The sequence below is a fragment of the Citrobacter sp. CK199 genome (genome assembly GCF_030333285.1).
GTDB lineage: Bacteria > Pseudomonadota > Gammaproteobacteria > Enterobacterales > Enterobacteriaceae > Citrobacter_B > Citrobacter_B koseri.
Genome location: NZ_JAOWGF010000028.1, coordinates 669392 through 691496, shown reverse-complemented (window position 1 = coordinate 691496; position 22105 = coordinate 669392). Strand labels below are relative to the sequence as shown.

The 22105-nt window shown below is 55.3% G+C and carries 21 protein-coding genes; 14 read left to right on the top strand and 7 right to left on the bottom strand.

Features of this window, described 5'->3' with window-relative positions; translation table 11 throughout:
* Positions 1-88: 88 nt before the first annotated feature.
* Positions 89-1747, bottom strand: a complete 1659-nt coding sequence (locus OGX75_RS18240) for an ATP-dependent endonuclease (RefSeq protein ID WP_049009763.1) — start codon at positions 1745-1747, stop codon at positions 89-91.
* 290 nt (positions 1748-2037) lie between these two features.
* Between OGX75_RS18240 and aqpZ the strand changes: the two genes are divergently transcribed.
* From aqpZ to hcr, 4 genes are all read left to right on the top strand, one after another.
* Positions 2038-2733 (top strand): aquaporin Z, encoded by a 696-nt coding sequence (gene aqpZ / locus OGX75_RS18235; protein ID WP_024130486.1) that lies wholly within the window; start codon positions 2038-2040, stop codon positions 2731-2733.
* A gap of 175 nt (positions 2734-2908) precedes the next feature.
* Positions 2909-3808 (top strand): LysO family transporter, encoded by a 900-nt coding sequence (locus OGX75_RS18230; RefSeq protein WP_012133055.1) that lies wholly within the window; start codon positions 2909-2911, stop codon positions 3806-3808.
* Between the two features lie 145 nt (positions 3809-3953).
* A complete protein-coding gene (gene hcp, locus OGX75_RS18225; protein ID WP_286451378.1) occupies positions 3954-5606 on the top strand; it encodes a hydroxylamine reductase in 1653 nt (550 codons plus the stop codon).
* An 11-nt stretch (positions 5607-5617) separates the two neighbouring features.
* Entirely contained in the window at positions 5618-6586 is a 969-nt protein-coding gene (gene hcr / locus OGX75_RS18220) for an NADH oxidoreductase (protein WP_024130488.1), read from the top strand.
* Positions 6587-6675: 89 nt separating this feature from the next.
* Here hcr and OGX75_RS18215 read toward each other — a convergent pair whose 3' ends face one another.
* Positions 6676-7110 (bottom strand): DoxX family protein, encoded by a 435-nt coding sequence (locus tag OGX75_RS18215; protein WP_024130489.1) that lies wholly within the window; start codon positions 7108-7110, stop codon positions 6676-6678.
* Between the two features lie 153 nt (positions 7111-7263).
* Between OGX75_RS18215 and poxB the strand changes: the two genes are divergently transcribed.
* The 4 genes from poxB to OGX75_RS18195 all read left to right on the top strand — a co-directional run bounded on the left by poxB (position 7264) and on the right by OGX75_RS18195 (position 12575).
* Positions 7264-8982 (top strand): ubiquinone-dependent pyruvate dehydrogenase, encoded by a 1719-nt coding sequence (poxB, locus tag OGX75_RS18210; RefSeq protein WP_286451379.1) that lies wholly within the window; start codon positions 7264-7266, stop codon positions 8980-8982.
* A gap of 38 nt (positions 8983-9020) precedes the next feature.
* Positions 9021-10022 (top strand): low-specificity L-threonine aldolase, encoded by a 1002-nt coding sequence (ltaE, locus tag OGX75_RS18205; protein WP_058668943.1) that lies wholly within the window; start codon positions 9021-9023, stop codon positions 10020-10022.
* A 10-nt stretch (positions 10023-10032) separates the two neighbouring features.
* Complete coding sequence (locus OGX75_RS18200) at positions 10033-11463, top strand: SDR family oxidoreductase (RefSeq protein ID WP_286451380.1); 1431 nt, start codon at positions 10033-10035, stop codon at positions 11461-11463.
* 98 nt (positions 11464-11561) lie between these two features.
* Positions 11562-12575 (top strand): 3-beta-hydroxysteroid dehydrogenase, encoded by a 1014-nt coding sequence (locus OGX75_RS18195; protein ID WP_012133064.1) that lies wholly within the window; start codon positions 11562-11564, stop codon positions 12573-12575.
* On the opposite strand, the gene OGX75_RS18190 is transcribed toward OGX75_RS18195, so the two are convergent.
* Together OGX75_RS18190 and OGX75_RS18185 are read right to left on the bottom strand one after the other, a co-directional pair.
* Complete coding sequence (locus OGX75_RS18190) at positions 12572-13402, bottom strand: N-acetylmuramoyl-L-alanine amidase (RefSeq protein WP_286451381.1); 831 nt, start codon at positions 13400-13402, stop codon at positions 12572-12574. The genes OGX75_RS18195 and OGX75_RS18190 overlap by 4 nt on opposite strands.
* Positions 13399-13722 (bottom strand): heavy metal-binding domain-containing protein, encoded by a 324-nt coding sequence (locus OGX75_RS18185; protein ID WP_012133087.1) that lies wholly within the window; start codon positions 13720-13722, stop codon positions 13399-13401. The genes OGX75_RS18190 and OGX75_RS18185 overlap by 4 nt, the downstream gene beginning before the upstream one ends.
* 127 nt (positions 13723-13849) lie before the next feature.
* Between OGX75_RS18185 and OGX75_RS18180 the strand changes: the two genes are divergently transcribed.
* The 6 genes from OGX75_RS18180 (at position 13850) to artJ (ending at position 18620) form a co-directional block, all read left to right on the top strand.
* Complete coding sequence (locus OGX75_RS18180) at positions 13850-14365, top strand: lipoprotein (protein WP_115181793.1); 516 nt, start codon at positions 13850-13852, stop codon at positions 14363-14365.
* A gap of 392 nt (positions 14366-14757) precedes the next feature.
* Positions 14758-15486, top strand: a complete 729-nt coding sequence (artP, locus tag OGX75_RS18175; protein ID WP_024130493.1) for an arginine ABC transporter ATP-binding protein ArtP — start codon at positions 14758-14760, stop codon at positions 15484-15486.
* A gap of 17 nt (positions 15487-15503) precedes the next feature.
* The gene (gene artI, locus OGX75_RS18170; RefSeq protein ID WP_024130494.1) at positions 15504-16235 is read left to right on the top strand and encodes an arginine ABC transporter substrate-binding protein ArtI; all 732 of its coding nucleotides are present in this window, start codon (positions 15504-15506) and stop codon (positions 16233-16235) included.
* A gap of 6 nt (positions 16236-16241) precedes the next feature.
* Complete coding sequence (gene artQ, locus OGX75_RS18165; RefSeq protein WP_275148000.1) at positions 16242-16958, top strand: arginine ABC transporter permease ArtQ; 717 nt, start codon at positions 16242-16244, stop codon at positions 16956-16958.
* Positions 16958-17626 (top strand): arginine ABC transporter permease ArtM, encoded by a 669-nt coding sequence (gene artM / locus OGX75_RS18160; RefSeq protein ID WP_012133092.1) that lies wholly within the window; start codon positions 16958-16960, stop codon positions 17624-17626. Before artQ ends, artM begins: the two co-directional genes overlap by 1 nt.
* A 262-nt stretch (positions 17627-17888) precedes the next feature.
* Positions 17889-18620, top strand: a complete 732-nt coding sequence (gene artJ / locus OGX75_RS18155; RefSeq protein ID WP_012133094.1) for an arginine ABC transporter substrate-binding protein ArtJ — start codon at positions 17889-17891, stop codon at positions 18618-18620.
* 37 nt (positions 18621-18657) lie between these two features.
* Here the strand turns inward: artJ and OGX75_RS18150 are convergent, their stop codons facing one another.
* The 3 genes from OGX75_RS18150 to rlmC form a co-directional block, all read right to left on the bottom strand.
* The gene (locus OGX75_RS18150; protein WP_115181794.1) at positions 18658-20127 is read right to left on the bottom strand and encodes a sensor histidine kinase; all 1470 of its coding nucleotides are present in this window, start codon (positions 20125-20127) and stop codon (positions 18658-18660) included.
* Positions 20111-20818, bottom strand: coding sequence for a response regulator transcription factor (locus OGX75_RS18145; protein ID WP_047457883.1), 708 nt, complete (start codon positions 20816-20818; stop codon positions 20111-20113). Before OGX75_RS18145 ends, OGX75_RS18150 begins: the two co-directional genes overlap by 17 nt.
* Positions 20819-20950: 132 nt before the next feature.
* Positions 20951-22081 carry a 23S rRNA (uracil(747)-C(5))-methyltransferase RlmC gene (gene rlmC / locus OGX75_RS18140; protein ID WP_275148002.1) on the bottom strand — a complete coding sequence of 377 codons (1131 nt, stop codon included), beginning with the start codon at positions 22079-22081 and terminating at the stop codon, positions 20951-20953.
* Between the last annotated feature and the right edge of the window lie 24 nt (positions 22082-22105).

Sequence of the window (22105 nt, the reverse complement as noted above, 5' to 3'; positions counted from 1 at the left end):
AAACAAACACTGAAAAACGCGCCGAATATCGCCGTCGCTATCTATTGCTGGACTGCATTCCGCCACAGATGTCGCGGCTGTTTCGCCGTTAATCCGCTCTCCCGCGCGCCAGCCAGAGTACGCGGGAGAACATTTTTTTGAACAGCGTCGGCACCGCGTCAACGCCGCGTCGCCCTGCCTCCATCGCCACTTCAATGGCTAAATCAGGCTTTGACGAACGGTGGATCGCCTTCGAAATAATTTTCCGCATATTCATCGGGACGTTTTCCGGTATTTGCGCCACCCGATGAAAGACATCAGCAAATCCTGACCGATACATAAAATGTTCCATATCCAGAGCAGGCAATGCCGTCAGGTGCTCACGCTCTTCTTCCCGGTCGTTATTCAGCAAACCGCGCACCGTTGCGGCATATTTTTTCCCGGCTTCGTCGCCATCCACCAGCACATGCCACTCAATCCCCATCCGGCGGGCGAATTTTACCAGCGGTCTCAGGCCAGACTGGGCGAATTCGATCACTTTAATCCCTTCGGCATCGAAGTGGTGCCCACACTGGCGCGCCAGTTCGTTGATAACCCAGGTTTCCGTTTCGCCCTCCACCAGCAGCCAGCAGCGGGAAAACAGCGACGAGGCCCGGTTAAAACGAATATGAAAGGCGATGCGGCGACCATCTTCCGCACTCAGCCCGCCAGGCCCCAGTCGCCAGGCCGCGACCCGTGAAGATTCACGCACCAGACGGACAACGTGCTCCACAGGCGTCAGCGACAGCAGCTCGCCGGAATTGGTCGTTGCCACACGTTGCAGCGGTAAAAGATTCAACAACTGCCATGCCACCGACAGCATAATCGGATGCAGACGCGTTTCCGGGTCTTCAACCAATAATAATGGTCGGGCATCTTTATCCAGCCGCAGCGTCCCTTTTGCCTGTAACAGCGTGGAGAACAGCCCCAGCAGGATCACGCGATGCGTGCGGCCGCCGGGTTTGTCGATCATCCGGTTAATAATGTCCAGATAGCGCCAGCTACGCTGTTCGTTGTTCGAACGGCGACGCATCAACCGATGACGGGATTGCCCCGCGCCTTGCTCGGAAAAGTAATGCTCCAGCAGCTGTACCATCGCCGAAAGCCCCTGGCGAATCTGTCCGTCCGTTAAATTCTGCGGACGGGTCGCCAGCTCTCGCGCCAGAAAGTCCAGCTGGCAGGCGGTAACTTCAACATCGGGAACATCGGGCACCGTACCGTTACGGATGCGTCGCATAAAGCGCGCATCGCGCAGGCGCAGTACCGGCATCAAACGAATGAGATGGTGTGCCTGGCGATTAATATCATCGATCGGTAGCGGGTGGCCGTCGCCATCAAGGAAGCTGCGCAGCGTCATCACGCTGCCATCTGCCGCGCTCTCCCCCTCCAGGCGGTAGAAAATACGGTGAAAGCCATCCTGACAGGGAGACCAGCATGCCTCCAGCGGGCGGTATCGACGCACCCGATGGCGGCCTGGCTGAGATTCACGGAAAGTGAGGATAATATGCAGATGATGTTCACGTCCCTGAATATCTCCGGGGGGAAACCAGAAATCCTCGCGGATGAAATGATACAGTTCCGATTCTGGCGACAGCAGCAGAGTTAAGGCATCCAGCAGGCTGGATTTCCCCCACGCGTTCTCCCCAATCAGCACGTTGTTTTGCTCCAGCATCAACGATAATCGATTGATCCCGCGAAAACCCACAATCTCAACGCGTTCGAGAATCATGTATCCTCCAGAAATGAACAACTTATCCTTTCCGCAGTATAACGACAAAATCCGTTGCATGGCGTGATAATTGCAGCATTAAGTCCGTGCACTACACTCTTTATTAAGACAAATCAGAACAAGGATTCACACCACATTGCCCTAAATCAAACTAACTGAATTTTTTTAACTGGTGATTGGGTGACGTTCGTTCTTAAAATACAGTTTCCTGCATTATGTCGTCACCCTTTTATGACGATAAAAAAACAGCCGCATATTCAATGTGGTTAATTTTATTATTTGAGGTGGTTATGTTTAGAAAATTAGCAGCCGAATGTTTCGGTACATTCTGGCTCGTTTTCGGTGGCTGCGGAAGCGCCGTTCTGGCTGCGGCATTCCCTGAACTGGGAATTGGTTTTGCGGGTGTCGCGCTGGCTTTTGGTCTGACCGTACTGACAATGGCATTCGCCGTAGGTCATATTTCCGGCGGACATTTTAACCCGGCAGTGACATTAGGTTTATGGGCTGGCGGTCGTTTTCCGGCAAAAGAGGTCATTGGCTATATTATCGCTCAGGTTGTCGGCGGTATTATTGCCGCGGCGGTGCTGTATCTGATTGCCAGCGGTAAAGCAGGCTTTGATGCCGCTGCCAGCGGTTTTGCCTCTAACGGTTACGGCGAACATTCCCCTGGCGGTTATTCCATGCTTTCCGCCATCGTCATTGAAATCGTGCTGACCGCCGGTTTCCTGCTGGTCATTCATGGCGCGACGGACAAACACGCCCCGGCGGGTTTTGCCCCGATCGCCATTGGTCTGGCGTTAACCCTGATTCACCTGATCAGTATTCCGGTCACCAACACCTCTGTGAACCCGGCGCGCAGCACCGCGGTTGCGATCTTCCAGGGCGGTTGGGCATTACAACAACTGTGGCTGTTCTGGGTGATGCCGATTATCGGCGGTATTCTGGGTGGCGTGCTGTACCGCACGCTGCTTGAAAAACGCGATTAATTGAGTGAAGTCCGTGGTGTCGGGTGGCGACTACGCCTTACCCGACCTGCGGTACAGTACAATAAGCAGGCCGGGTAAGCGTTAGCGCCACCCGGCTTTTTTTTGCTCCTTTACCTGACCGCCTTTATTGGGTAGTGTCATTGCGCTGTCTCGCATATAAAGGACCCGGTTGTTCATGTTTTCAGGACTTTTAATCATTTTGGTTCCACTGATTGTGGGCTACCTCATTCCGCTTCAGCATCAGGCCGCATTAAAACTGATCAACCGGCTGTTAAGCTGGATCGTCTACGTCATTCTCTTTTTTATGGGGATCAGCCTGGCGTTCCTGGATAATCTCGCCAGTAATTTGCTCGCTATTTTTCATTATTCCGCTGTCAGTATTACCGTTATTTTGCTGTGCAACATCGCGGCATTATTCTGGCTGGAACGTTCGCTACCGTGGCGACACAACCACCAGCAGGAGAAATTACCTTCACGTATCGCGATGGCGCTTGAGTCACTTAAATTATGCGGCGTCGTGGTACTGGGTTTTCTGCTTGGCCTCAGCGGGCTGGCATTTCTCAAACACGCCACGGAGGCCAGCGAATATACGCTGATCTTCTTATTATTCCTGATCGGCATCCAGTTGCGAAACAATGGCATGACCTTAAAACAGATTGTGCTGAATCGCCGGGGGATGATTGTCGCCGTGGTGGTGGTCGCCAGCTCTATGCTCGGCGGGGTTATCAATGCGCTCATTCTCGGCCTGCCGATCAAAACCGCGCTGGCAATGGCATCGGGTTTCGGCTGGTATTCCCTGTCCGGCATTTTATTGACCGAATCGTTCGGCCCGGTAATTGGCAGCGCCGCTTTCTTTAACGATCTGGCGCGCGAGCTGATAGCGATTATGCTGATCCCCGGTCTGGTTCGTCGCAGTCGCTCCACCGCGTTAGGGTTATGCGGCGCCACGTCGATGGACTTCACGTTGCCGGTGCTTCAGCGTACAGGCGGTCTGGAGATGGTGCCTGCCGCCATCGTTCACGGTTTTATCCTCAGCCTGCTGGTGCCGATCCTGATGGCCTTTTTCTCAGCCTGATACCTCCCTGGCGGTAGAACCCTGCCGCCAAAATTGCGCTAAATCAATCTCCCTGTAAATTATGTAAGAAATCACTTTTATCCCTTTGCGCGCAGGCATAACCTTAAACATGTATATTAAATATAACTTTAAAAAAGGTGTGACCATGTTTTGTGTGCAATGTGAACAAACCATCCGTACTCCGGCGGGGAACGGCTGCTCCTACGCGCAGGGTATGTGCGGTAAAACAGCGGAAACGTCCGATCTCCAGGATCTGCTGATTGCGTCCCTGCAAGGTCTGTCTGCATGGGCTGCTAAAGCCCGTGAATATGGCATCATCGATCATGACGTTGACAACTTTGCCCCGCGTGCATTTTTCTCCACTCTGACCAACGTTAACTTCGATTCTCCGCGTATCGTCGGCTATGCCCGCGAAGCGATCGCCCTGCGCGAATCGCTGAAAGCGCAGTGCCAGAACATCGATGCAAGCGCTACGGTAAACAACCCGATGGCCGACCTGCAACTGGTCAGCGACGATCTGGGCGATTTGCAACGTCAGGCCGCCGAGTTCACCCCGAACAAAGACAAAGCCGCTATTGGCGAGAACATCCTCGGCCTGCGTCTGCTTTGCCTGTATGGCCTGAAAGGCGCGGCAGCGTACATGGAGCACGCCCACGTTCTGGGTCAGTATGACAACAACATCTACGCGCAGTACCACAAAATCATGGCGTGGCTGGGCACCTGGCCTTCCGATATGAACGCTCTGCTGGAATGTTCTATGGAAATCGGCCAGATGAACTTCAAAGTGATGAGCATCCTGGATGCCGGTGAAACCACCAAATACGGCCACCCGACCCCGACTCAGGTTAACGTGAAAGCGGTTGAAGGTAAGTGCATCCTGATCTCCGGTCACGACCTGAAAGATCTGTACAACCTGCTGGAGCAGACCGAAGGGACTGGCGTGAACGTCTATACCCACGGTGAAATGCTGCCCGCGCACGGTTACCCGGAACTGCGTAAATTCAAACACCTGGTCGGTAACTACGGCAGCGGCTGGCAGAACCAGCAGGTTGAATTCGCCCGCTTCCCTGGCCCTATCGTGATGACCTCTAACTGCATCATTGACCCGACCGTTGGCGCATATGACGACCGTATCTGGACGCGCAGCATCGTCGGTTGGCCGGGCGTAAACCACCTGGAAGGCGAAGATTTCTCTCCGGTTATCGCTCAGGCGCAGCAGATGGCAGGCTTCCCGTACAGCGAAATCCCGCATCTGATCACCGTTGGTTTCGGTCGCCAGACGCTGCTGGGCGCAGCAGACAGCCTGATCGACCTGGTCAGCCGCGAAAAACTGCGTCACATCTTCCTGGTGGGTGGCTGTGACGGCGCGCGTGGCGAACGTAACTACTTCACCGATTTCGCGACCAGCGTACCGGATGACTGCCTGATTCTGACGCTGGCCTGTGGTAAATACCGCTTCAACAAACTGGAATTCGGCGACATCGAAGGTCTGCCGCGTCTGGTTGACGCTGGTCAGTGTAACGACGCTTACTCCGCCATCATTCTGGCCGTCACGCTGGCAGAAAAACTGGGCTGTGGCGTGAACGACCTGCCGCTGTCTCTGGTGCTCTCCTGGTTCGAACAGAAAGCGATCGTCATCCTGCTGACGCTGTTGTCTCTGGGCGTGAAAAACATCGTGACCGGGCCAACTGCGCCAGGTTTCTTCACCCCGGATCTGCTGGCTGTCCTCAACGAGAAATTTGGCCTGCGTCAGGTCACCACCGTTGAAGAAGATATGCAGCAACTGTTGAGCGCGTAAGGAGTTTTAGAATGACGATGCCAACCACTCAGTGTCCGTGGCGGATGCAGGTACATCACATCCATCAGGAAACCCCGGATGTGTGGACTCTCTCATTACTGTGTCACGATCACTATCCGTACCGTGCCGGTCAGTATGCGCTGGTCAGCGTTCGCAACTCTGCGGATACGCTGCGGGCCTACACCATTTCGTCCACGCCGGGCGTGAGCGAGTACATTACGCTGACGATCCGTCGCATTGATGAAGGCGCAGGTTCACAGTGGTTAACCCGCGAGGTGAAACGCGGCGACTATATCTGGCTGTCCGATGCGATGGGCGACTTTATCTGCGAAGACAAAGCCGAAGACAAGTTCCTGATGCTGGCGGCCGGTTGCGGCGTCACGCCAATTATGTCGATGCGTCGCTGGCTGGCAAAATACCGCCCGCAGGCAGATGTGCAGGTGATCTTCAACGTGCGTTCGCCGCAGGATGTGATTTTCGCTGAGGAATGGCGTCAGTACCCGGTCACGCTGGTGGCGGAGAACAATGCGACCCACGGTTTCGTGGCGGGTCGCCTGACCACTGAATTACTGAAAAACGTGCCGGACCTGGCATCGCGCACCGTCATGACCTGCGGCCCGGCGCCGTATATGGACATGGTTGAGCAGGAAGTGAAAGCGCTCGGCGTAACGCGCTTCTTTAAAGAGAAGTTCTTTACACCAGTTGCCGAAGCGGCAACGGAGGGTCTGAAGTTCACCAAACTGCAACCGGCGCAGGAGTTTTACGCGCCTGTCGGCACCACGCTGCTGGACGCGCTGGAAAGCAATAAAGTTCCGGTGACCGTGGCATGTCGTGCTGGCGTATGCGGCTGCTGCAAAACCAAAGTGGTTTCCGGTGAATATACGGTCAGCAGCACCATGACGCTGACCGATGCGGAAATCGCCGACGGTTATGTACTGGCCTGCTCCTGCCATCCGCAGGGCGATTTAGTTCTGGCATAAGCTCTCATTGCCGGATGACGCTTCGCTTACCCGGCCTGCCATTTTTCGGCAGGCCGGGTAAGGCATTTACGCCGCCATCCGGCAATTCTTCACCGCCAGGCCGAATTTCCCGCAACAGAGAACCGCCCCGCCCCCAGAAACGCCACCGCCAGCGCGCCAATAAAGAAATAAACTAAACTTTCTATCGCCCATGCGCCGACGGCGTCCAGTTGCCAGGTTTTCCCGGTGCCGACCATTAACCACGCCACCACCATCGTCAATGCCAGCACCAGCGCGGCAGGACGCGTAAGAATACCCAGCACAATCAGGCAAGGCGCAATCACCTCGCCCACCAGCACGCCATAGGCGATAAACCCGGGCAATCCTTTTGCAATCAGCATATTGCTAATGCCATCAATACCGTCGAACAGTTTATGCAGGCCGTGAAACAGCATCAGCCCCCCTACTGCGAGGCGTAACAGAAACTTGCCAAAATCTTCATGCGTCAGCATACGGTTCACTGCATTTAATAACGTTGTAACCATCTGAATTGACTCCTGGTTCCGGCTGGTTTGCCATTAAATTACGCGTTCTGTCGGTTGAAATATAGCTGCTGAAAATAAGGGGTGATGACAAAGCGTAACGATTATCTTCATCTAAACTTGTAACCGGTATCACATTACAGGAGATGGAAAACCATGAAACAAACCGTTGCCGCTTACATTGCAAAAACACTTGAACAGGCTGGCGTGAAACGTATCTGGGGCGTGACGGGCGACTCCCTGAACGGCCTGAGCGACAGCCTGAACCGGATGGGGACGATTGACTGGATGTCGACGCGCCATGAAGAGGTCGCCGCCTTTGCCGCTGGCGCGGAAGCGCAACTCACCGGTGAACTGGCGGTGTGCGCGGGTTCATGCGGGCCTGGCAACCTGCATTTGATTAACGGTCTGTTCGATTGCCACCGTAATCACGTCCCGGTTCTGGCTATCGCCGCCCACATTCCTTCCAGCGAAATCGGCAGCGGCTACTTTCAGGAGACCCACCCACAAGAGCTGTTTCGCGAATGCAGCCACTATTGCGAGCTGGTTTCCACCCCGGAGCAGATCCCGCAGGTACTGGCGATCGCCATGCGTAAAGCGGTGCTTAACCGTGGCGTCTCCGTCGTGGTGCTGCCGGGCGACGTTGCGCTGAAACCGGCGCCGGAAAGCGCCAGCACCCACTGGTATCATGCCCCGCTGCCGATCGTGACCCCGGCCGAAGAAGAGCTGAAAAAACTGGCACAGCTATTACGTTACTCCAGCAATATCGCCCTGATGTGCGGCAGTGGCTGCGCGGGCGCGCATAAAGAGCTGGTGGAATTCGCCGCCAAAATTAAAGCGCCAATTGTTCATGCGCTGCGCGGCAAAGAGCATGTAGAGTACGATAACCCTTACGATGTGGGCATGACGGGATTGATCGGCTTCTCATCCGGTTTCCATACGATGATGAATGCTGACACCCTGATCCTGCTCGGCACCCAGTTTCCCTATCGCGCCTTTTACCCGACCGACGCCAAAATCATTCAAATCGATATCAACCCGGCAAGCATTGGCGCGCACAGTAAAGTCGATATGGCGCTGGTCGGCGATATTCGCTCCACGCTCGCCGCGTTATTGCCGATGCTGGAAGAAAAAACCGATCGTAAATTCCTTGATAAAGCGCTGGAGCACTATCGCGACGCGCGCAAAGGGCTGGATGATTTAGCCAAACCGAGCGAGAAAGCGATTCACCCGCAATATCTGGCGCAGCAGATCAGCCATTTCGCCGCAGATGACGCCATCTTTACCTGCGACGTCGGCACGCCGACCGTATGGGCGGCGCGTTATCTGAAAATGAACGGTAAGCGCCGTCTGCTGGGATCGTTTAACCACGGTTCAATGGCCAATGCCATGCCGCAGGCGTTAGGCGCCCAGGCCACCGAACCGGGCCGTCAGGTGATCGCCATGTGCGGCGACGGGGGATTCAGTATGCTAATGGGCGATTTCCTCTCTGTCGTACAGATGAAGCTGCCGGTAAAAATTATTGTTTTCAACAACAGCGTGCTGGGCTTTGTGGCAATGGAGATGAAAGCGGGCGGCTACCTCACCGACGGCACCGAGCTGCACGACACGAACTTCGCCCGCATCGCTGAAGCCTGCGGCATTACAGGGCTCCGCGTTGAAAAAGCCGCCGACGTCGACGAGGCGCTGCAACGCGCACTGTCTATCGACGGTCCGGTACTGGTCGATGTGGTTGTGGCGAAAGAAGAACTGGCCATTCCGCCGCAAATCAAACTGGAGCAGGCCAAAGGGTTTAGCCTGTATATGCTGCGCGCGATCATTAGCGGGCGCGGAGATGAAGTGATCGAACTGGCGAAAACCAACTGGCTAAGGTAAAACAATGCACATCGCCTTTTAAACTATAGGGATGTGCAATGATCGATTTACGTAGTGATACCGTTACCCGGCCGAGTCGTGCCATGCTAGAAGAGATGATGGCCGCCCCGGTCGGGGACGACGTGTACGGAGATGACCCAACCGTCAACGCCCTCCAGCAATACGCCGCTGAGCTTTCTGGCAAAGACGCGGCGATTTTTTTACCCACCGGCACTCAGGCTAACCTGGTCGCTCTGCTCAGCCACTGTGAACGCGGCGAAGAGTATATCGCCGGTCAGGGCGCGCATAACTATCTGTACGAGGCAGGCGGCGCGGCGGTGCTGGGCAGCATTCAACCGCAGCCCATTGATGCCGCCGCAGACGGTACGTTGCCGCTGGATAAGGTCGCCGCGAAGATCAAGGCGGATGATATCCATTTTGCCCGCACTCGCTTACTCAGTCTGGAAAACACCCACAACGGTAAAGTGTTGCCGCGCGAATATTTAAAACAGGCGTGGGAATTTACCCGCGAGCGCGGTCTGGCGTTACACGTTGACGGCGCGCGTATTTTTAACGCGGTCGTCGCCTACGGCTGCGAACTGAAAGACATTACTCAATACTGCGACTCATTCACCATTTGCCTGTCAAAAGGTCTGGGGACGCCGGTAGGCTCACTGTTAGTCGGCAACCAGGACTACATTAAGCGCGCCATCCGCTGGCGCAAAATGACCGGCGGCGGTATGCGTCAGGCGGGTATTCTGGCGGCCGCCGGGCTGTACGCGTTGAAAAATAACGTCGCACGTTTACAGGACGATCACGACAACGCGGCCTGGATGGCGGAGCAACTGCGTGAAGCCGGCGCGGATGTTATGCGTCACGACACCAATATGCTGTTTGTCCGCGTTGGTGAAGAGAACGCGGCGGCGCTGGGCGAATACATGAAGGCGCGTGACGTGCTGATTAACGCGTCGCCGATCGTGCGTCTGGTGACTCATCTGGACGTATCGCGTGAACAGCTTGCTGAAGTCGCCGCCCACTGGCGCGCCTTTTTAACCCGCTAAGGAGACGGACGTGCCGCAACGTATTTTGGTTCTTGGCGCCAGTGGTTACATTGGTCAACATCTGGTGCGGGCGCTCAGCGCGCAAGGGCATCAGATTCTGGCGGCGGCACGTCGCATCGAACGGCTGGAAAAACAGCAACTGGCTAACGTCAGTTGTCATAAAGTCGATCTCAACTGGCCGGATAATCTGCCCGCGCTGCTCCGCGAGGTCGACACCGTCTATTATCTGGTGCATGGCATGGGCGAAGGCGGCGATTTTATTGCCCATGAGCGCCAGGTTGCGATGAACGTGCGCGATGCGCTGCGTGAAATACCGGTCAAACAGCTCATATTCCTCAGTTCGTTGCAGGCGCCGAAACATGAGCAGTCTGACCATTTGCGCGCCCGGCAGTTAACTGCGGAGACGCTGCGCGAATCCGGCGTGCCGGTGACTGAACTGCGCGCCGGCATTATCGTCGGCGCAGGTTCAGCCGCCTTCGAAGTGATGCGCGATATGGTCTACAACCTGCCAGTGCTGACGCCGCCTCGCTGGGTGCGCTCCCGAACCACGCCCATCGCGCTGGAAAATTTGCTGCACTATCTGGTGGCGTTGCTGGATCACCCTGCCTGCGAGCACCGGGTTCTCGAAGCCGCCGGGCCGCAGGTCTTAAGCTATCAGGAGCAGTTCAAGCACTTTATGGCCGTCAGCGGCAAACATCGCCTGCTGATCCCCATCCCTTTTCCGACCCGCTGGATTTCAGTCTGGTTTTTAAATGTCATTACGTCCGTTCCGCCGACCACGGCAAAAGCGCTGATCCAGGGGCTGAAACATGACCTGCTGGCCGATGATACCGAACTGCGAGCGTTGGTCCCCCAGACGCTCATCTCCTTTGACGATGCCGTGCGTCGCACGCTGAAGGAGGAAGAAAAACTGGTCAACTCCAGCGACTGGGGATACGACGCCCAGGCGTTTGCCCGCTGGCGACCAGAGTATGGCTATTTTGCCAAACAGGCCGGATTCACGGTTAAAACCTCCGCCAGCCGGAAAGCCCTGTGGCAGGTGATCAACCGTCTCGGCGGCAAAGAAGGCTATTTCTTTGGCAATATTCTCTGGAAAACGCGTGCGGCAATGGATCTGCTGGTGGGGCATCGACTGGCAAAAGGCCGGCCTGAACACGCGCTTCTTCAGACCGGCGACACGGTGGACAGCTGGAAAGTCATCATTGTCGAGCCGGAAAAGCAGCTGACTTTATTGTTTGGCATGAAAGCACCGGGCCTTGGCCGTCTGAGTTTTACCCTTGAAGATAAAGGCGATCACCGGCAAATTGACGTGCGCGCCTGGTGGCACCCGCACGGGATGCCCGGCCTTTTCTACTGGCTGCTGATGATCCCGGCGCATCTCTTTATTTTCCGGGGCATGGCAAAGCGAATCGCCCGGCTTGCAGAACAAATCACAGATTAATCATAAAAACATACTGTATTCTTTCATGTTTCCCATTGCATACCGACGTAATTCACGGAAGAATGCGCACGAAGTTCTATTAACCACAGTGGATTGATATGAAGGTACTGGTTACCGGCGCCACCAGCGGCTTAGGTCGAAACGCGGTTGAGTTTTTGCGCAATAAAGGCATCAGCGTCAGAGCTACCGGTCGCAATGAAGCGATGGGCAAGCTGCTGCAAAAAATGGGAGCGGAATTTGTCCATGCGGATTTAACCGAGCTGGTCTCTTCGCAGGCAAAAGTGATGCTCGCAGGCATTGATACGCTGTGGCACTGCTCCAGTTTCACCTCGCCGTGGGGAACCCAGGAAGCCTTCGATCTGGCGAACGTTCGCGCCACCCGACGCCTCGGCGAATGGGCCGTCGCCTGGGGCGTACGTAACTTTATTCATATCTCCTCTCCGTCACTCTATTTTGATTATCACCACCATCGCGATATCAAAGAGGATTTTCGTCCGCACCGCTTCGCCAACGAATTTGCACGCAGCAAAGCGGCCGGTGAAGAGGTGATTAACCTGCTGGCGCAGGCCAACCCGCAGACGCGTTTTACCGTCCTGCGCCCGCAAAGTCTGTTTGGCCCACACGATAAAGTCTTTATTCCGCGTCTGGCGCATATGATGCACCACTACGGCAGCGTTCTGTTGCCGCACGGCGGCAGCGCGCTGGTGGATATGACTTATTATGAAAATGCCGTCCATGCGATGTGGCTGGCAAGCCAGGAAAGCAGTGACAAGCTGCCTTCTGGTCGGGTCTATAACATCACAAACGGTGAACACCGGACGCTGCGCAGCATTGTGCAAAAGCTGATTGATGAATTAAACATTGATTGCCGAATCCGTTCGGTTCCGTATCCGATGCTGGATATGATCGCCCGCAGCATGGAGCGTTTCGGCAATAAATCGGCGAAAGAGCCGACGCTGACGCACTACGGCGTTTCCAAGCTGAATTTCGATTTTACGCTGGACACCACGCGCGCCCAGGAAGAACTGGGCTATCAGCCCATCGTCACGCTGGATGAAGGCATTGAGCGTACCGCCGCCTGGCTGCGCGATCACGGCAAGCTACCGCGCTAGCCCTGTCCGTACTTCTCCAGCAACGCCTCGGCAATCGCCTGGGTTTCAGCATCCGCCACCCCGTTCCATAACGCCGGGCGGAAATGCATCTGGAACGCCATGATCACCCGCTGCTGTTCACGCGCGGTCATCTCCGGTTTGACCTCGTAACCATAACGCGAAAGCAAGTCGAGCAATGATGCGGGATCGACTGGCGCATTGGGCGCGCGTCCCGCCAGATAAAACGCCACGCGCTGTTCATCAGGCCAGGCGCCAATGCCCTGCGCCGCCAGATCGCGCCAGGGGAACAGAGGGCCGGGATCGTCTTTACGCTGCGGGGCAATATCCGCATGCGCCACCACGTTTTGCGGCTTAATGTCGTAGCGGGCAATGATCTCTTTCGCCAGTGGGATCAGGGCCTGAATTTGCGCAGGTTCAAACGGGGCGAAGTATTTCATTCCCGCCGACTTTTGCCAGCCGCGATTTTCCAGTTCGATACCAACGGACGTGTCGTTGATGCGCGTTGCGCCGCGCCAGAAGCTGATGCCCGCGTGCCACGCCAGATCGTGCTCTGGCACCAGTTGCCAGATACGCGGCTTGCCACGGTGAAGCGGCGGTACAGCAGGAATTAAATAGTGCGAGCTGACGTTTTTATCCGTTAACGTCGCCAGAGAGGTATCAAAGTCATCCGCCGTGTAGTGGATGACCAGGATTTTGATGCGCGGGTACGCCGCCTGTGCCTGATGACGGGTATCCAGCTGATACCCGTCTTTATCAATAATCCCTTTCTCGCCCGCGCACCCGGTTAACAGAAGCGCGAACGCGACCAGCCAGAGCAGGCGTCTCATCGGCGCGTTTTTACCGCCGTCCCGCTGACGCTCACCATCAGCATACTGCTGTCTTTTCCTACGGTCTCATAGTCAATGTCGATGCCCACAACCGCATCCGCACCCAGCGCTTTCGCCTGTTCGCCCAGTTCCTGAAAAGCGATTTCACGCGCTTTACGCAACTCTTTTTCATAGGAACCCGAACGTCCGCCGACGATATCGCGAATACCCGCGAAGAAGTCACGGAAAATATTGGCGCCCAAAATGGCTTCACCCGTTACCACACCGCAATATTCCACGATGTTCTGCCCTTCCAGCGTCGGGGTTGTCGAAAACTGCATAGCCGATCTCCTTGTTTACCTAAGCACTCGATCTCAAACGCATTATCAGACCGATACGCTATCATTGAAAAGATATAATTGATTATCGTAGATCGCTTTTTGGCAGATCGCTTATAAGGAAATCACTATGCGCTACAGCAAACTCTCTCTGCTCGTCCCTTGCGCACTGCTGCTCAGTGCCTGCACAACCGTCACTCCTGCTTATAAAGACAATGGCCCGCGCAGCGGGTCGTGCATAGAAGGCGGGCCGGACAGCGTGGCTCAACAATTTTATGACTACCGCATTCAAAACCGTACTAACGACATTACCGCCCTTCGCCCTTACTTAAGCGACAACCTGGCAAAACTGCTCTCTGACGCCAGCCGTGACAGCGAACACCGCCAGTTGATGAGCAGCGACCCGTTCTCCAGCCGCACCACCTTCCCGGATAGCGCCAGCGTAGCCAGCGCGTCCACCATTCCTAATCGCGACGCCCGCAACATCCCACTGCGCGTGGAGCTGAAGCAAGGCGACCAGACCTGGCGCGACGAAGTGCTGATGATCCATGAAGGTCAGTGCTGGGTTATTGATGATGTGCGTTATCTTGGCGGCAGCGTCCACGCGCCAGCCGGTACGCTGCGCCAGTCCGTCGAAAACCGCTGATCACCCGACAAAACGTCGATAAATCATAAGCCCCACAAATTGTCTGGCATTCTGCATAGAATGCCGACAATTATTCTTGCCGCCTACCGCCCCCGCTATTTTGTGCTATGTTTAGTGAAGAATGCGGTTTGCATTTAACTTTTAACGCATAAATATTGCATAACTATTCTGTCAAAGGTACTATCTGCGGCCTCAACATACACAAAATCATTCATGATGCGTCGAGGCGGCAAGTGACTGGAGTGACAAATCTGTCAGGAACAGATTTGAACGTCGCGAGCAACGGTCCGTAAGGGCGAGTCTCAGGGTGAGACGAGTCACTCAGCAGCCAACAAAGAGGCAGCATGAAGGATGACGTGTACAGTTATCAGACTGCCAGCATACGAGAATCAATGAGTATTCAATTAAACGGCATTAATTGCTTCTACGGCGCGCATCAGGCGCTGTTCGATATCACGCTGGATTGCCCTCAGGGCGAAACGCTGGTGTTACTTGGCCCAAGCGGAGCGGGTAAAAGCTCGCTGCTGCGTGTACTCAATCTGCTTGAGATGCCGCGCTCCGGCACGCTCACTATCGCAGGAAATCATTTCGACTTCACGAAAACGCCTTCCGACAAGGCGATTCGTGAATTGCGCCAGAACGTAGGCATGGTTTTTCAGCAATACAATCTCTGGCCGCATCTCACGGTACAACAAAACCTGATTGAAGCGCCCTGCCGCGTGCTGGGTCTGTCAAAAGACCAGGCGCTGGCGCGTGCCGAGAAGCTGCTGGAACGTCTGCGTCTGAAACCTTACAGCGATCGCTATCCTCTGCATCTTTCCGGCGGTCAGCAACAGCGTGTGGCTATTGCTCGTGCGTTAATGATGGAGCCGCAGGTGCTGCTGTTTGACGAGCCAACCGCCGCGCTGGACCCGGAAATCACCGCGCAAATCGTCAGTATTATTCGTGAACTGGCGGAAACCAAAATTACCCAGGTGATCGTCACTCACGAAGTAGAAGTGGCGCGTAAAACCGCCAGCCGGGTGATCTATATGGAAAACGGTCACATCGTCGAGCAAGGGGATGCGAGCTGCTTTGCGAACCCGCAGACCGATGCATTCAAAAACTATTTATCTCACTAAGATTCGGGACAATGACAATGAAAAAAGTTCTGATTGCTGCGCTAATTGCAGGCTTTAGCCTTTCCGCTACAGCAGCTCAAACCATCCGTTTCGCCACGGAAGCATCCTACCCTCCGTTCGAATCTATGGATGCCAGTAACAAAATCGTCGGCTTTGACGTCGATCTGGCCAATGCGCTGTGTAAAGAGATTGACGCGACCTGCACCTTTACCAACCAGGCGTTTGACAGCCTGATCCCAAGCCTGAAGTTCCGTCGTTTCGACGCGGTAATGGCCGGTATGGACATCACGCCTGAGCGTGAAAAGCAGGTTCTGTTCACCACGCCTTACTATGACAACTCCGCGCTGTTCATCGGTCAACAGGGTAAATACACCAGCATCGACCAGCTGAAAGGCAAAAAAGTGGGCGTACAGAATGGCACTACCCACCAGAAGTTCATCATGGATAAGCACCCGGAAATCACCACCGTGCCTTATGACAGCTACCAGAACGCGAAGCTGGATCTGCAAAATGGTCGTATTGACGGCGTGTTCGGCGACACCGCCGTGGTCACTGAATGGCTGAAAGATAATCCGAAGCTGGCGCCGGTTGGCGATAAAGTGACCGACAAAGATTACTTCGGCACCGGCCTCGGTATCGCGGTACGCCAGGGCAACACGGAACTACAGCAGAAATTCAACACTGCGCTGGAAAAAGTGAAGCAAGATGGCACGTACGAAACCATCTACAACAAATGGTTCCAGAAGTAAGACTTGATGAACGAATTTTTTCCTTTAGCAAGCGCCGCCGGGATGACCGTCGGCCTTGCCGTTTGTGCGCTGATCATCGGCCTCGTCCTCGCTATGATTTTTGCCATCTGGGAGTCCGTAAAATGGCGCCCGATAGCCTGGACAGGTTCCGCAGTGGTCACGATTCTGCGCGGCCTGCCGGAAATTCTGGTGGTGCTGTTTATCTATTTCGGTTCCTCTCAGCTTCTGCTGATGCTGTCTGATGGCTTCACCATCAACCTGGGGTTTGTGCAAATCCCGTTGCAGATGCAGATTGAAGACTTCGACGTCAGTCCGTTCCTGTGCGGCGTCATCGCGCTGTCGTTGCTGTATGCGGCATACGCGTCGCAAACGCTGCGCGGCGCGCTGAAAGCGGTTCCGTCTGGACAGTGGGAATCCGGTCAGGCGTTGGGCTTATCAAAAACCGCGATTTTCTTCCGCCTGGTGATGCCGCAAATGTGGCGTCATGCGCTGCCAGGGCTGGGCAACCAGTGGCTGGTATTGCTGAAAGATACCGCGCTGGTCAGCCTTATCAGCGTGAACGATCTGATGCTGCAAACAAAAAGCATCGCCACGCGCACTCAGGAGCCGTTCACCTGGTACATTGTGGCTGCGGCTATCTATCTGGTGATTACGCTGGTGAGTCAGTACATTCTCAAACGCATTGACCTGCGCGCGACACGTTTTGAGCGGAGACCAGGCTGATGTTTGAGTATTTACCTGAACTGATGAAAGGGCTGCACACCAGCCTGACGCTGACGGTTGCGTCTATCATCGTCGCGCTGATCCTGGCGCTGATTTTCACCATCATTCTGACGCTGAAAACGCCGGTGCTGGTATGGCTGGTTCGCGGCTACATTACGCTGTTTACCGGTACGCCGCTGCTGGTGCAAATCTTCCTGATCTACTACGGCCCAGGGCAATTCCCGTCGTTACAGGATTACCCGGTACTCTGGCACCTGCTGTCCGAGCCGTGGCTATGCGCCTTACTTGCCCTGTCGCTCAACAGCGCGGCCTATACCACGCAGCTGTTCTATGGCGCGATCCGTGCGATCCCGGAAGGCCAGTGGCAGTCCTGCGGCGCGCTGGGGATGAGCAAAAAAGATACCCTGGCGATCCTGCTGCCGTACGCGTTTAAACGCGCCCTCTCCTCTTACTCCAATGAGGTGGTGCTGGTCTTCAAGAGTACGTCTCTGGCGTACACCATTACGCTGATGGAAGTGATGGGCCACGGCCAGCTGCTGTACGGTCGTACCTACGATGTGATGGTGTTTGGCGCGGCTGGCGTGATTTATCTGATCGTCAACGGTTTGCTAACCTTGCTGATGCGCCTCATCGAGCGTAAAGCGCTGGCGTTTGAGCGCAGGAATTAAGAACATCATATGTAGGCCTGATAAGATGCGTCAGCGTCGCCATCAGGCAATGGCGCAAGCGCCTTATCCAGCCTACAAAAGCATCGACATAAATGCATAAAACGAAATCATAAAGACGGACAAGCCACTAAGCTGTCCGTCTTTTTTTATAACAACAAAATACTTAATCATTTTTATTGCATATAAATTCATTAAATGGCATTGTAAACCCATGCCGCAGACACGGTGAATAATCATAAGATTGACAGACGGGAGTTCCACCATGAAAAAGTTAGTTCTGGCCGCATTACTCGCTACTTTCGCCGCTGGCGCCTCAGCTGCCGATAAAATCAATTTCGGCGTTTCCGCCACTTACCCGCCGTTCGAATCACTGGATGCGAGCAATAAAATCGTCGGTTTCGATATCGATCTGGCGACTGCGTTATGCAAACAAATGCAGGCCGACTGTACTTTTACCAACCACGCGTTTGACAGCCTGATCCCGGCGCTGAAATTCAAAAAATATGACGCGGTTATCTCTGGTATGGATATTACCCCTGAGCGTAGCAAACAGGTGACGTTCACCAGCCCTTACTATGCCAACTCTGCGCTGGTGATTGCGAAAAAAGACAGCTATAAAACCTTTGCCGACCTGAAAGGGAAACGTATCGGCATGGAAAACGGCACCACGCACCAGAAATACCTGCAAGATAAGCATCCTGAAGTGAAAACCGTGGCTTATGACAGCTACCAGAATGCGATTATCGACCTGAAAAATGGCCGTATTGATGGCGTATTCGGCGATACCGCCGTGGTGAATGAGTGGCTGAAAACCAATCCGCAACTGGGCGCGGCAACAGAAAAAGTGACCGATCCGCAATACTTCGGCACCGGCCTTGGCATCGCTGTGCGCCCGGATAATAAAGCGCTACTGGAAAAACTGAACACCGCGCTGGCGGCAATCAAAGCTGATGGCACTTATCAGAAAATCAGCGATCAGTGGTTCCCGCAGTAATCTTCCTTGCCGGATGGCGCAGCGCCATCCGGCAATTCTATAAGGGCACAAAGAACCTAAACCGCGCGCCACTCACTGAATCCATCAGCCTGATCCCACCGCCGTGCAGTTCCAGCATCCGTCTTACAATCAGCAGCCCTAACCCTCCGCGATCTTCCCGCGACGCCTGATGCCCCAGCACCGATGGTCGCTGGAACAGTTGTTCACGCAACGCTTCGTCGATACCTGGCCCGCTGTCGCTGACCTCTACCTGTAGCTGCGCCTCCTCCTGCCATACCTTCAGCCGGATAGTGCTCCCCTGCGGCGAATGGCGCACGGCGTTATCCAGCAGATTCGTCACTACCCGCTCTATCATCGAGACGTCAGCATTAATAAGCGGCAGGGAATGCGGCATATCGACCTGCAAATGCAACTGCCGGGTCTCTATTGTCAGATCGAATTTTTGCGCCACATCCTGAATCAGCTCACCAATAGCAAAGCGCTCCAGTTGCGGTTTAATGCTGCCATGCTCAAGCCGCGCCAGCTCGAAAAGCTGCTGCGACAGGTGCCGCACCTTGTGCCCCTGACGCAGCGCAGTGGCGAGATATTGCTGCGTTTCCTGCGGCGTCAGCGTAGCGGATTTAAGCGATAACGTTTCCAGGTAGCCCAGCAATGACGTCAGCGGCGTGCGTAAGTCATGCGAGATATTGGCGATAAACTCCCGGCGCTGCCTGTCGCTGTCGGCCAGTTGATCCCACTGGCCAGCGATTTTGCGCGCCAGCTCTATAAAAGTATTGCGCAGCACCGCAACTTCATCACTCACCGTGGTCTCCGGCTGCTGTGCCGCCAGCTGTTTGATGGCGGTAATGCTGTCCTGCTCCAGCCCGGCAACGTCCATCGTCAGGCGTTTTACCGGGCGCGTCACCCAGTACCAGATCAGTAACCCCGCCAGCAGGCCGAACAGCGCCACCCATAGCAGGGACCACAACACCGTACTCCAGAGTGCTTTATGCCAGGCCATTTCTGCCAGCGCATTTGACTCTTCACCTTGCAGGATGATGTACAAATAGCCTTTAAGCTCACCATCCTGACGTAAAGGGGTAACGCTGAAAACCTTCTGACTCTGACTACGCGGATCGTCGCCATAGACGGGCATCGCTGCGCCGCTGAGAAAAGTTTGCAATGGACTAATATCGATCTTTTGCCGCTGGATATGGCCCGGCGGCGCGGCATCGGCCAGCAGTTCGCCGTCAGAAGAGACGACATACAGCTCAACGCTCGGGTTAAAGGTCATCAGGCGGTCAAACAGCGGCTTCAGCACGCTGCGGTCAACCCTGCCCTGCGCATCCAGAATGGGTTCACGCTGCACAATTTGTTGCGCCAGCCCGCCGGACAGCCGCTGCACCATCGCGTTGCCGTACTGCATGCTGCTGTAGAGTTGCACCGCGCAGGCAACGGTAGCGCAGAGCATCAGCAGCAGAATAAACAGCAGCGTCAGCCGCTGGCTCAGGCTAAAGCGCCGCATCATGGTTCAGCTCCGCAAATTTGTAACCTTTGCCCCAGACGGTACGAATAATCTCCGGTTCAGCGGCATCTTTTTCAATCTTGATGCGCAGGCGATTAATGTGGGTGTTGACGGTGTGCTCATACCCTTCGTGCTGATAGCCCCAGACCTGTTCCAGCAGCGCCAGACGCGAAAAGACTTCGCCGGGATGACGGGCAAAGAAGTACAGCAGCTCAAATTCACGCGGCGTGAGGTCCACATCCTGACCGTGCAGGCGCACCGTACGCGCCAGCGGATCAAGCGTCAGGCCATGAGCCTGAATATGCCCGGCAGTCTGTGCCTGCCCCATAGCCTGCTGACGGCGAAACAGCGCTTTGATGCGCGCGATCAGCTCCTGCACCGAGAAGGGTTTTGCCAGGTAATCATCTGCCCCGGTTTCCAGCCCGGTAATGCGGTCCGTTTCGCTGCTGCGGGCGCTGATGATAATCACCGGCAGGTAGCGGGTCATCTGACGGATGCGACGACAAATCTCCAGACCGTCAACGTTGGGGAGCATCAGGTCGAGGATCACGGCATCCCAGGGCTGGGTTTCAAGGCACTGTAACGCCTTGCCCCCATCCGGTTGGTGAGTAATGGCGTAGCCTTCGTCTTCTAAATTGAGGCGCAGGAGCGCCGCGATGTCGTGGTCATCTTCCACCAGCAGGATCTGCTTCATGGGTAAGCCTTCATTCTCTCAATGCCAATGACTTAAGCTTACCCGATTTCACAGGGGGGAAGAGTTCACATTTTGTTGAACTTTGTGCGGCCGTTGCGCCAGACGGCGGCTTCGCTTTACCCGGCCTACCGGTCAGTGTGCTTTGGTCAACAGCGTTAACACTTCATAATGCGCGGTATGCGGGAACATATCGAAAAGCTGAACACGCTCAATACGGTAGCCCGGCAAGTTGGCAATGTCCTTTGCCATCGTCTGCGCGTTGCAGCTGGAGTAGATGATGTATTCCGGCGCCATCTGGCTAAGATAGTCGCACAGGGCTTTTCCAATGCCGCGACGCGGCGGGTTCACCAGCACCAGTTCCGGCACTTCCCCTTGCGCGGTGGCGAATCGGGTGGAGTCCAGCGCCTGAAAATGAAGATTCGTCAGCCCCAGTTCTGCGGCGGATTGCTTCGCGCAGGCGATTGCCTCTGGTACGATCTCAATGCCCGTCAGCGTCATCTCCGGGGTGGCGCAGTGCAAACCAAATCCCCCGACGCCACAAAACAGATCCCACATGTGATGAACAGGCAACTGACGCACCCAGTCACGCGCCGTCGCATACAGATGGCTCGCAACGACCGGGTTGGTCTGGAAAAAGCTCTGCGGACGGATCCACAGCGGCACATCGTTAAAACGTTCTGCCAGCGCCTGCTGCTCCGTCAGGAAGATCTCCGTCTCCCCTTCCATAATCGCCATGTGTACTGGTTGAATATTCGCGGTAATAACCTTCAGTTGCGGTAACTGCGCCTGTAGCCACGGCAGCGCCGCGCGCAGCTGCGCCAGTTTGGTTTCTGAGCGCAGCACGAACCGCAGCATCATGCCGCCATCGAACTGGCTTTCCGTCAGCAGGATGTATTTCAGCTCGCCGCGTTTGCGCGCCACGTTGTAAGGCGTTAACCCGGCACGGGCGATGAACGGCTTCAGCACGGCGAAAACGGGAGCAAACGTGTCGGGATAGAGCGGACAGTCACTCAAATCCTCCGGGGTGCCATCGCGATGCAACATGCCTAACAGCGGCTTTTCCACGCTGCCGCTGACCACCATTTTGGCTTTATTACGAAAGGCCTGTTCCGGGCCGCTGACCGGCGCACACCATTGTTCAACCGAAAAATCGGCAAGCAGCCCCTTCAGATCGGCGGTTTTGGCGGAGAGTTGATCGCGGATCGGCTGGACTATCCACTGACAGGATCGACAGCGACCGGCGTCGTAGAGTGCGCACTGCATACAAAGACCTTCATATTACCAGGG

Excerpts from the sequence above, each read along its gene's own strand:
- artQ (WP_275148000.1), top strand. The coding sequence starts at position 16,242 with ATGAACGAATTTTTTCCTTTAGCAAGCGCCGCCGGGATGACCGTCGGC.
- ltaE (WP_058668943.1), top strand. The coding sequence starts at position 9,021 with ATGATCGATTTACGTAGTGATACCGTTACCCGGCCGAGTCGTGCCATG.
- OGX75_RS18195 (WP_012133064.1), top strand. The coding sequence starts at position 11,562 with ATGAAGGTACTGGTTACCGGCGCCACCAGCGGCTTAGGTCGAAACGCG.
- OGX75_RS18240 (WP_049009763.1), bottom strand. The coding sequence starts at position 1,747 with ATGATTCTCGAACGCGTTGAGATTGTGGGTTTTCGCGGGATCAATCGA.
- OGX75_RS18215 (WP_024130489.1), bottom strand. The coding sequence starts at position 7,110 with ATGGTTACAACGTTATTAAATGCAGTGAACCGTATGCTGACGCATGAA.
- artI (WP_024130494.1), top strand. The coding sequence starts at position 15,504 with ATGAAAAAAGTTCTGATTGCTGCGCTAATTGCAGGCTTTAGCCTTTCC.
- artJ (WP_012133094.1), top strand. The coding sequence starts at position 17,889 with ATGAAAAAGTTAGTTCTGGCCGCATTACTCGCTACTTTCGCCGCTGGC.
- OGX75_RS18185 (WP_012133087.1), bottom strand. The coding sequence starts at position 13,722 with ATGCAGTTTTCGACAACCCCGACGCTGGAAGGGCAGAACATCGTGGAA.
- OGX75_RS18180 (WP_115181793.1), top strand. The coding sequence starts at position 13,850 with ATGCGCTACAGCAAACTCTCTCTGCTCGTCCCTTGCGCACTGCTGCTC.
- artP (WP_024130493.1), top strand. The coding sequence starts at position 14,758 with ATGAGTATTCAATTAAACGGCATTAATTGCTTCTACGGCGCGCATCAG.
- poxB (WP_286451379.1), top strand. The coding sequence starts at position 7,264 with ATGAAACAAACCGTTGCCGCTTACATTGCAAAAACACTTGAACAGGCT.
- OGX75_RS18190 (WP_286451381.1), bottom strand. The coding sequence starts at position 13,402 with ATGAGACGCCTGCTCTGGCTGGTCGCGTTCGCGCTTCTGTTAACCGGG.
- hcp (WP_286451378.1), top strand. The coding sequence starts at position 3,954 with ATGTTTTGTGTGCAATGTGAACAAACCATCCGTACTCCGGCGGGGAAC.
- aqpZ (WP_024130486.1), top strand. The coding sequence starts at position 2,038 with ATGTTTAGAAAATTAGCAGCCGAATGTTTCGGTACATTCTGGCTCGTT.
- OGX75_RS18145 (WP_047457883.1), bottom strand. The coding sequence starts at position 20,818 with ATGAAGCAGATCCTGCTGGTGGAAGATGACCACGACATCGCGGCGCTC.
- OGX75_RS18150 (WP_115181794.1), bottom strand. The coding sequence starts at position 20,127 with ATGATGCGGCGCTTTAGCCTGAGCCAGCGGCTGACGCTGCTGTTTATT.
- artM (WP_012133092.1), top strand. The coding sequence starts at position 16,958 with ATGTTTGAGTATTTACCTGAACTGATGAAAGGGCTGCACACCAGCCTG.
- hcr (WP_024130488.1), top strand. The coding sequence starts at position 5,618 with ATGACGATGCCAACCACTCAGTGTCCGTGGCGGATGCAGGTACATCAC.
- OGX75_RS18230 (WP_012133055.1), top strand. The coding sequence starts at position 2,909 with ATGTTTTCAGGACTTTTAATCATTTTGGTTCCACTGATTGTGGGCTAC.
- rlmC (WP_275148002.1), bottom strand. The coding sequence starts at position 22,081 with ATGCAGTGCGCACTCTACGACGCCGGTCGCTGTCGATCCTGTCAGTGG.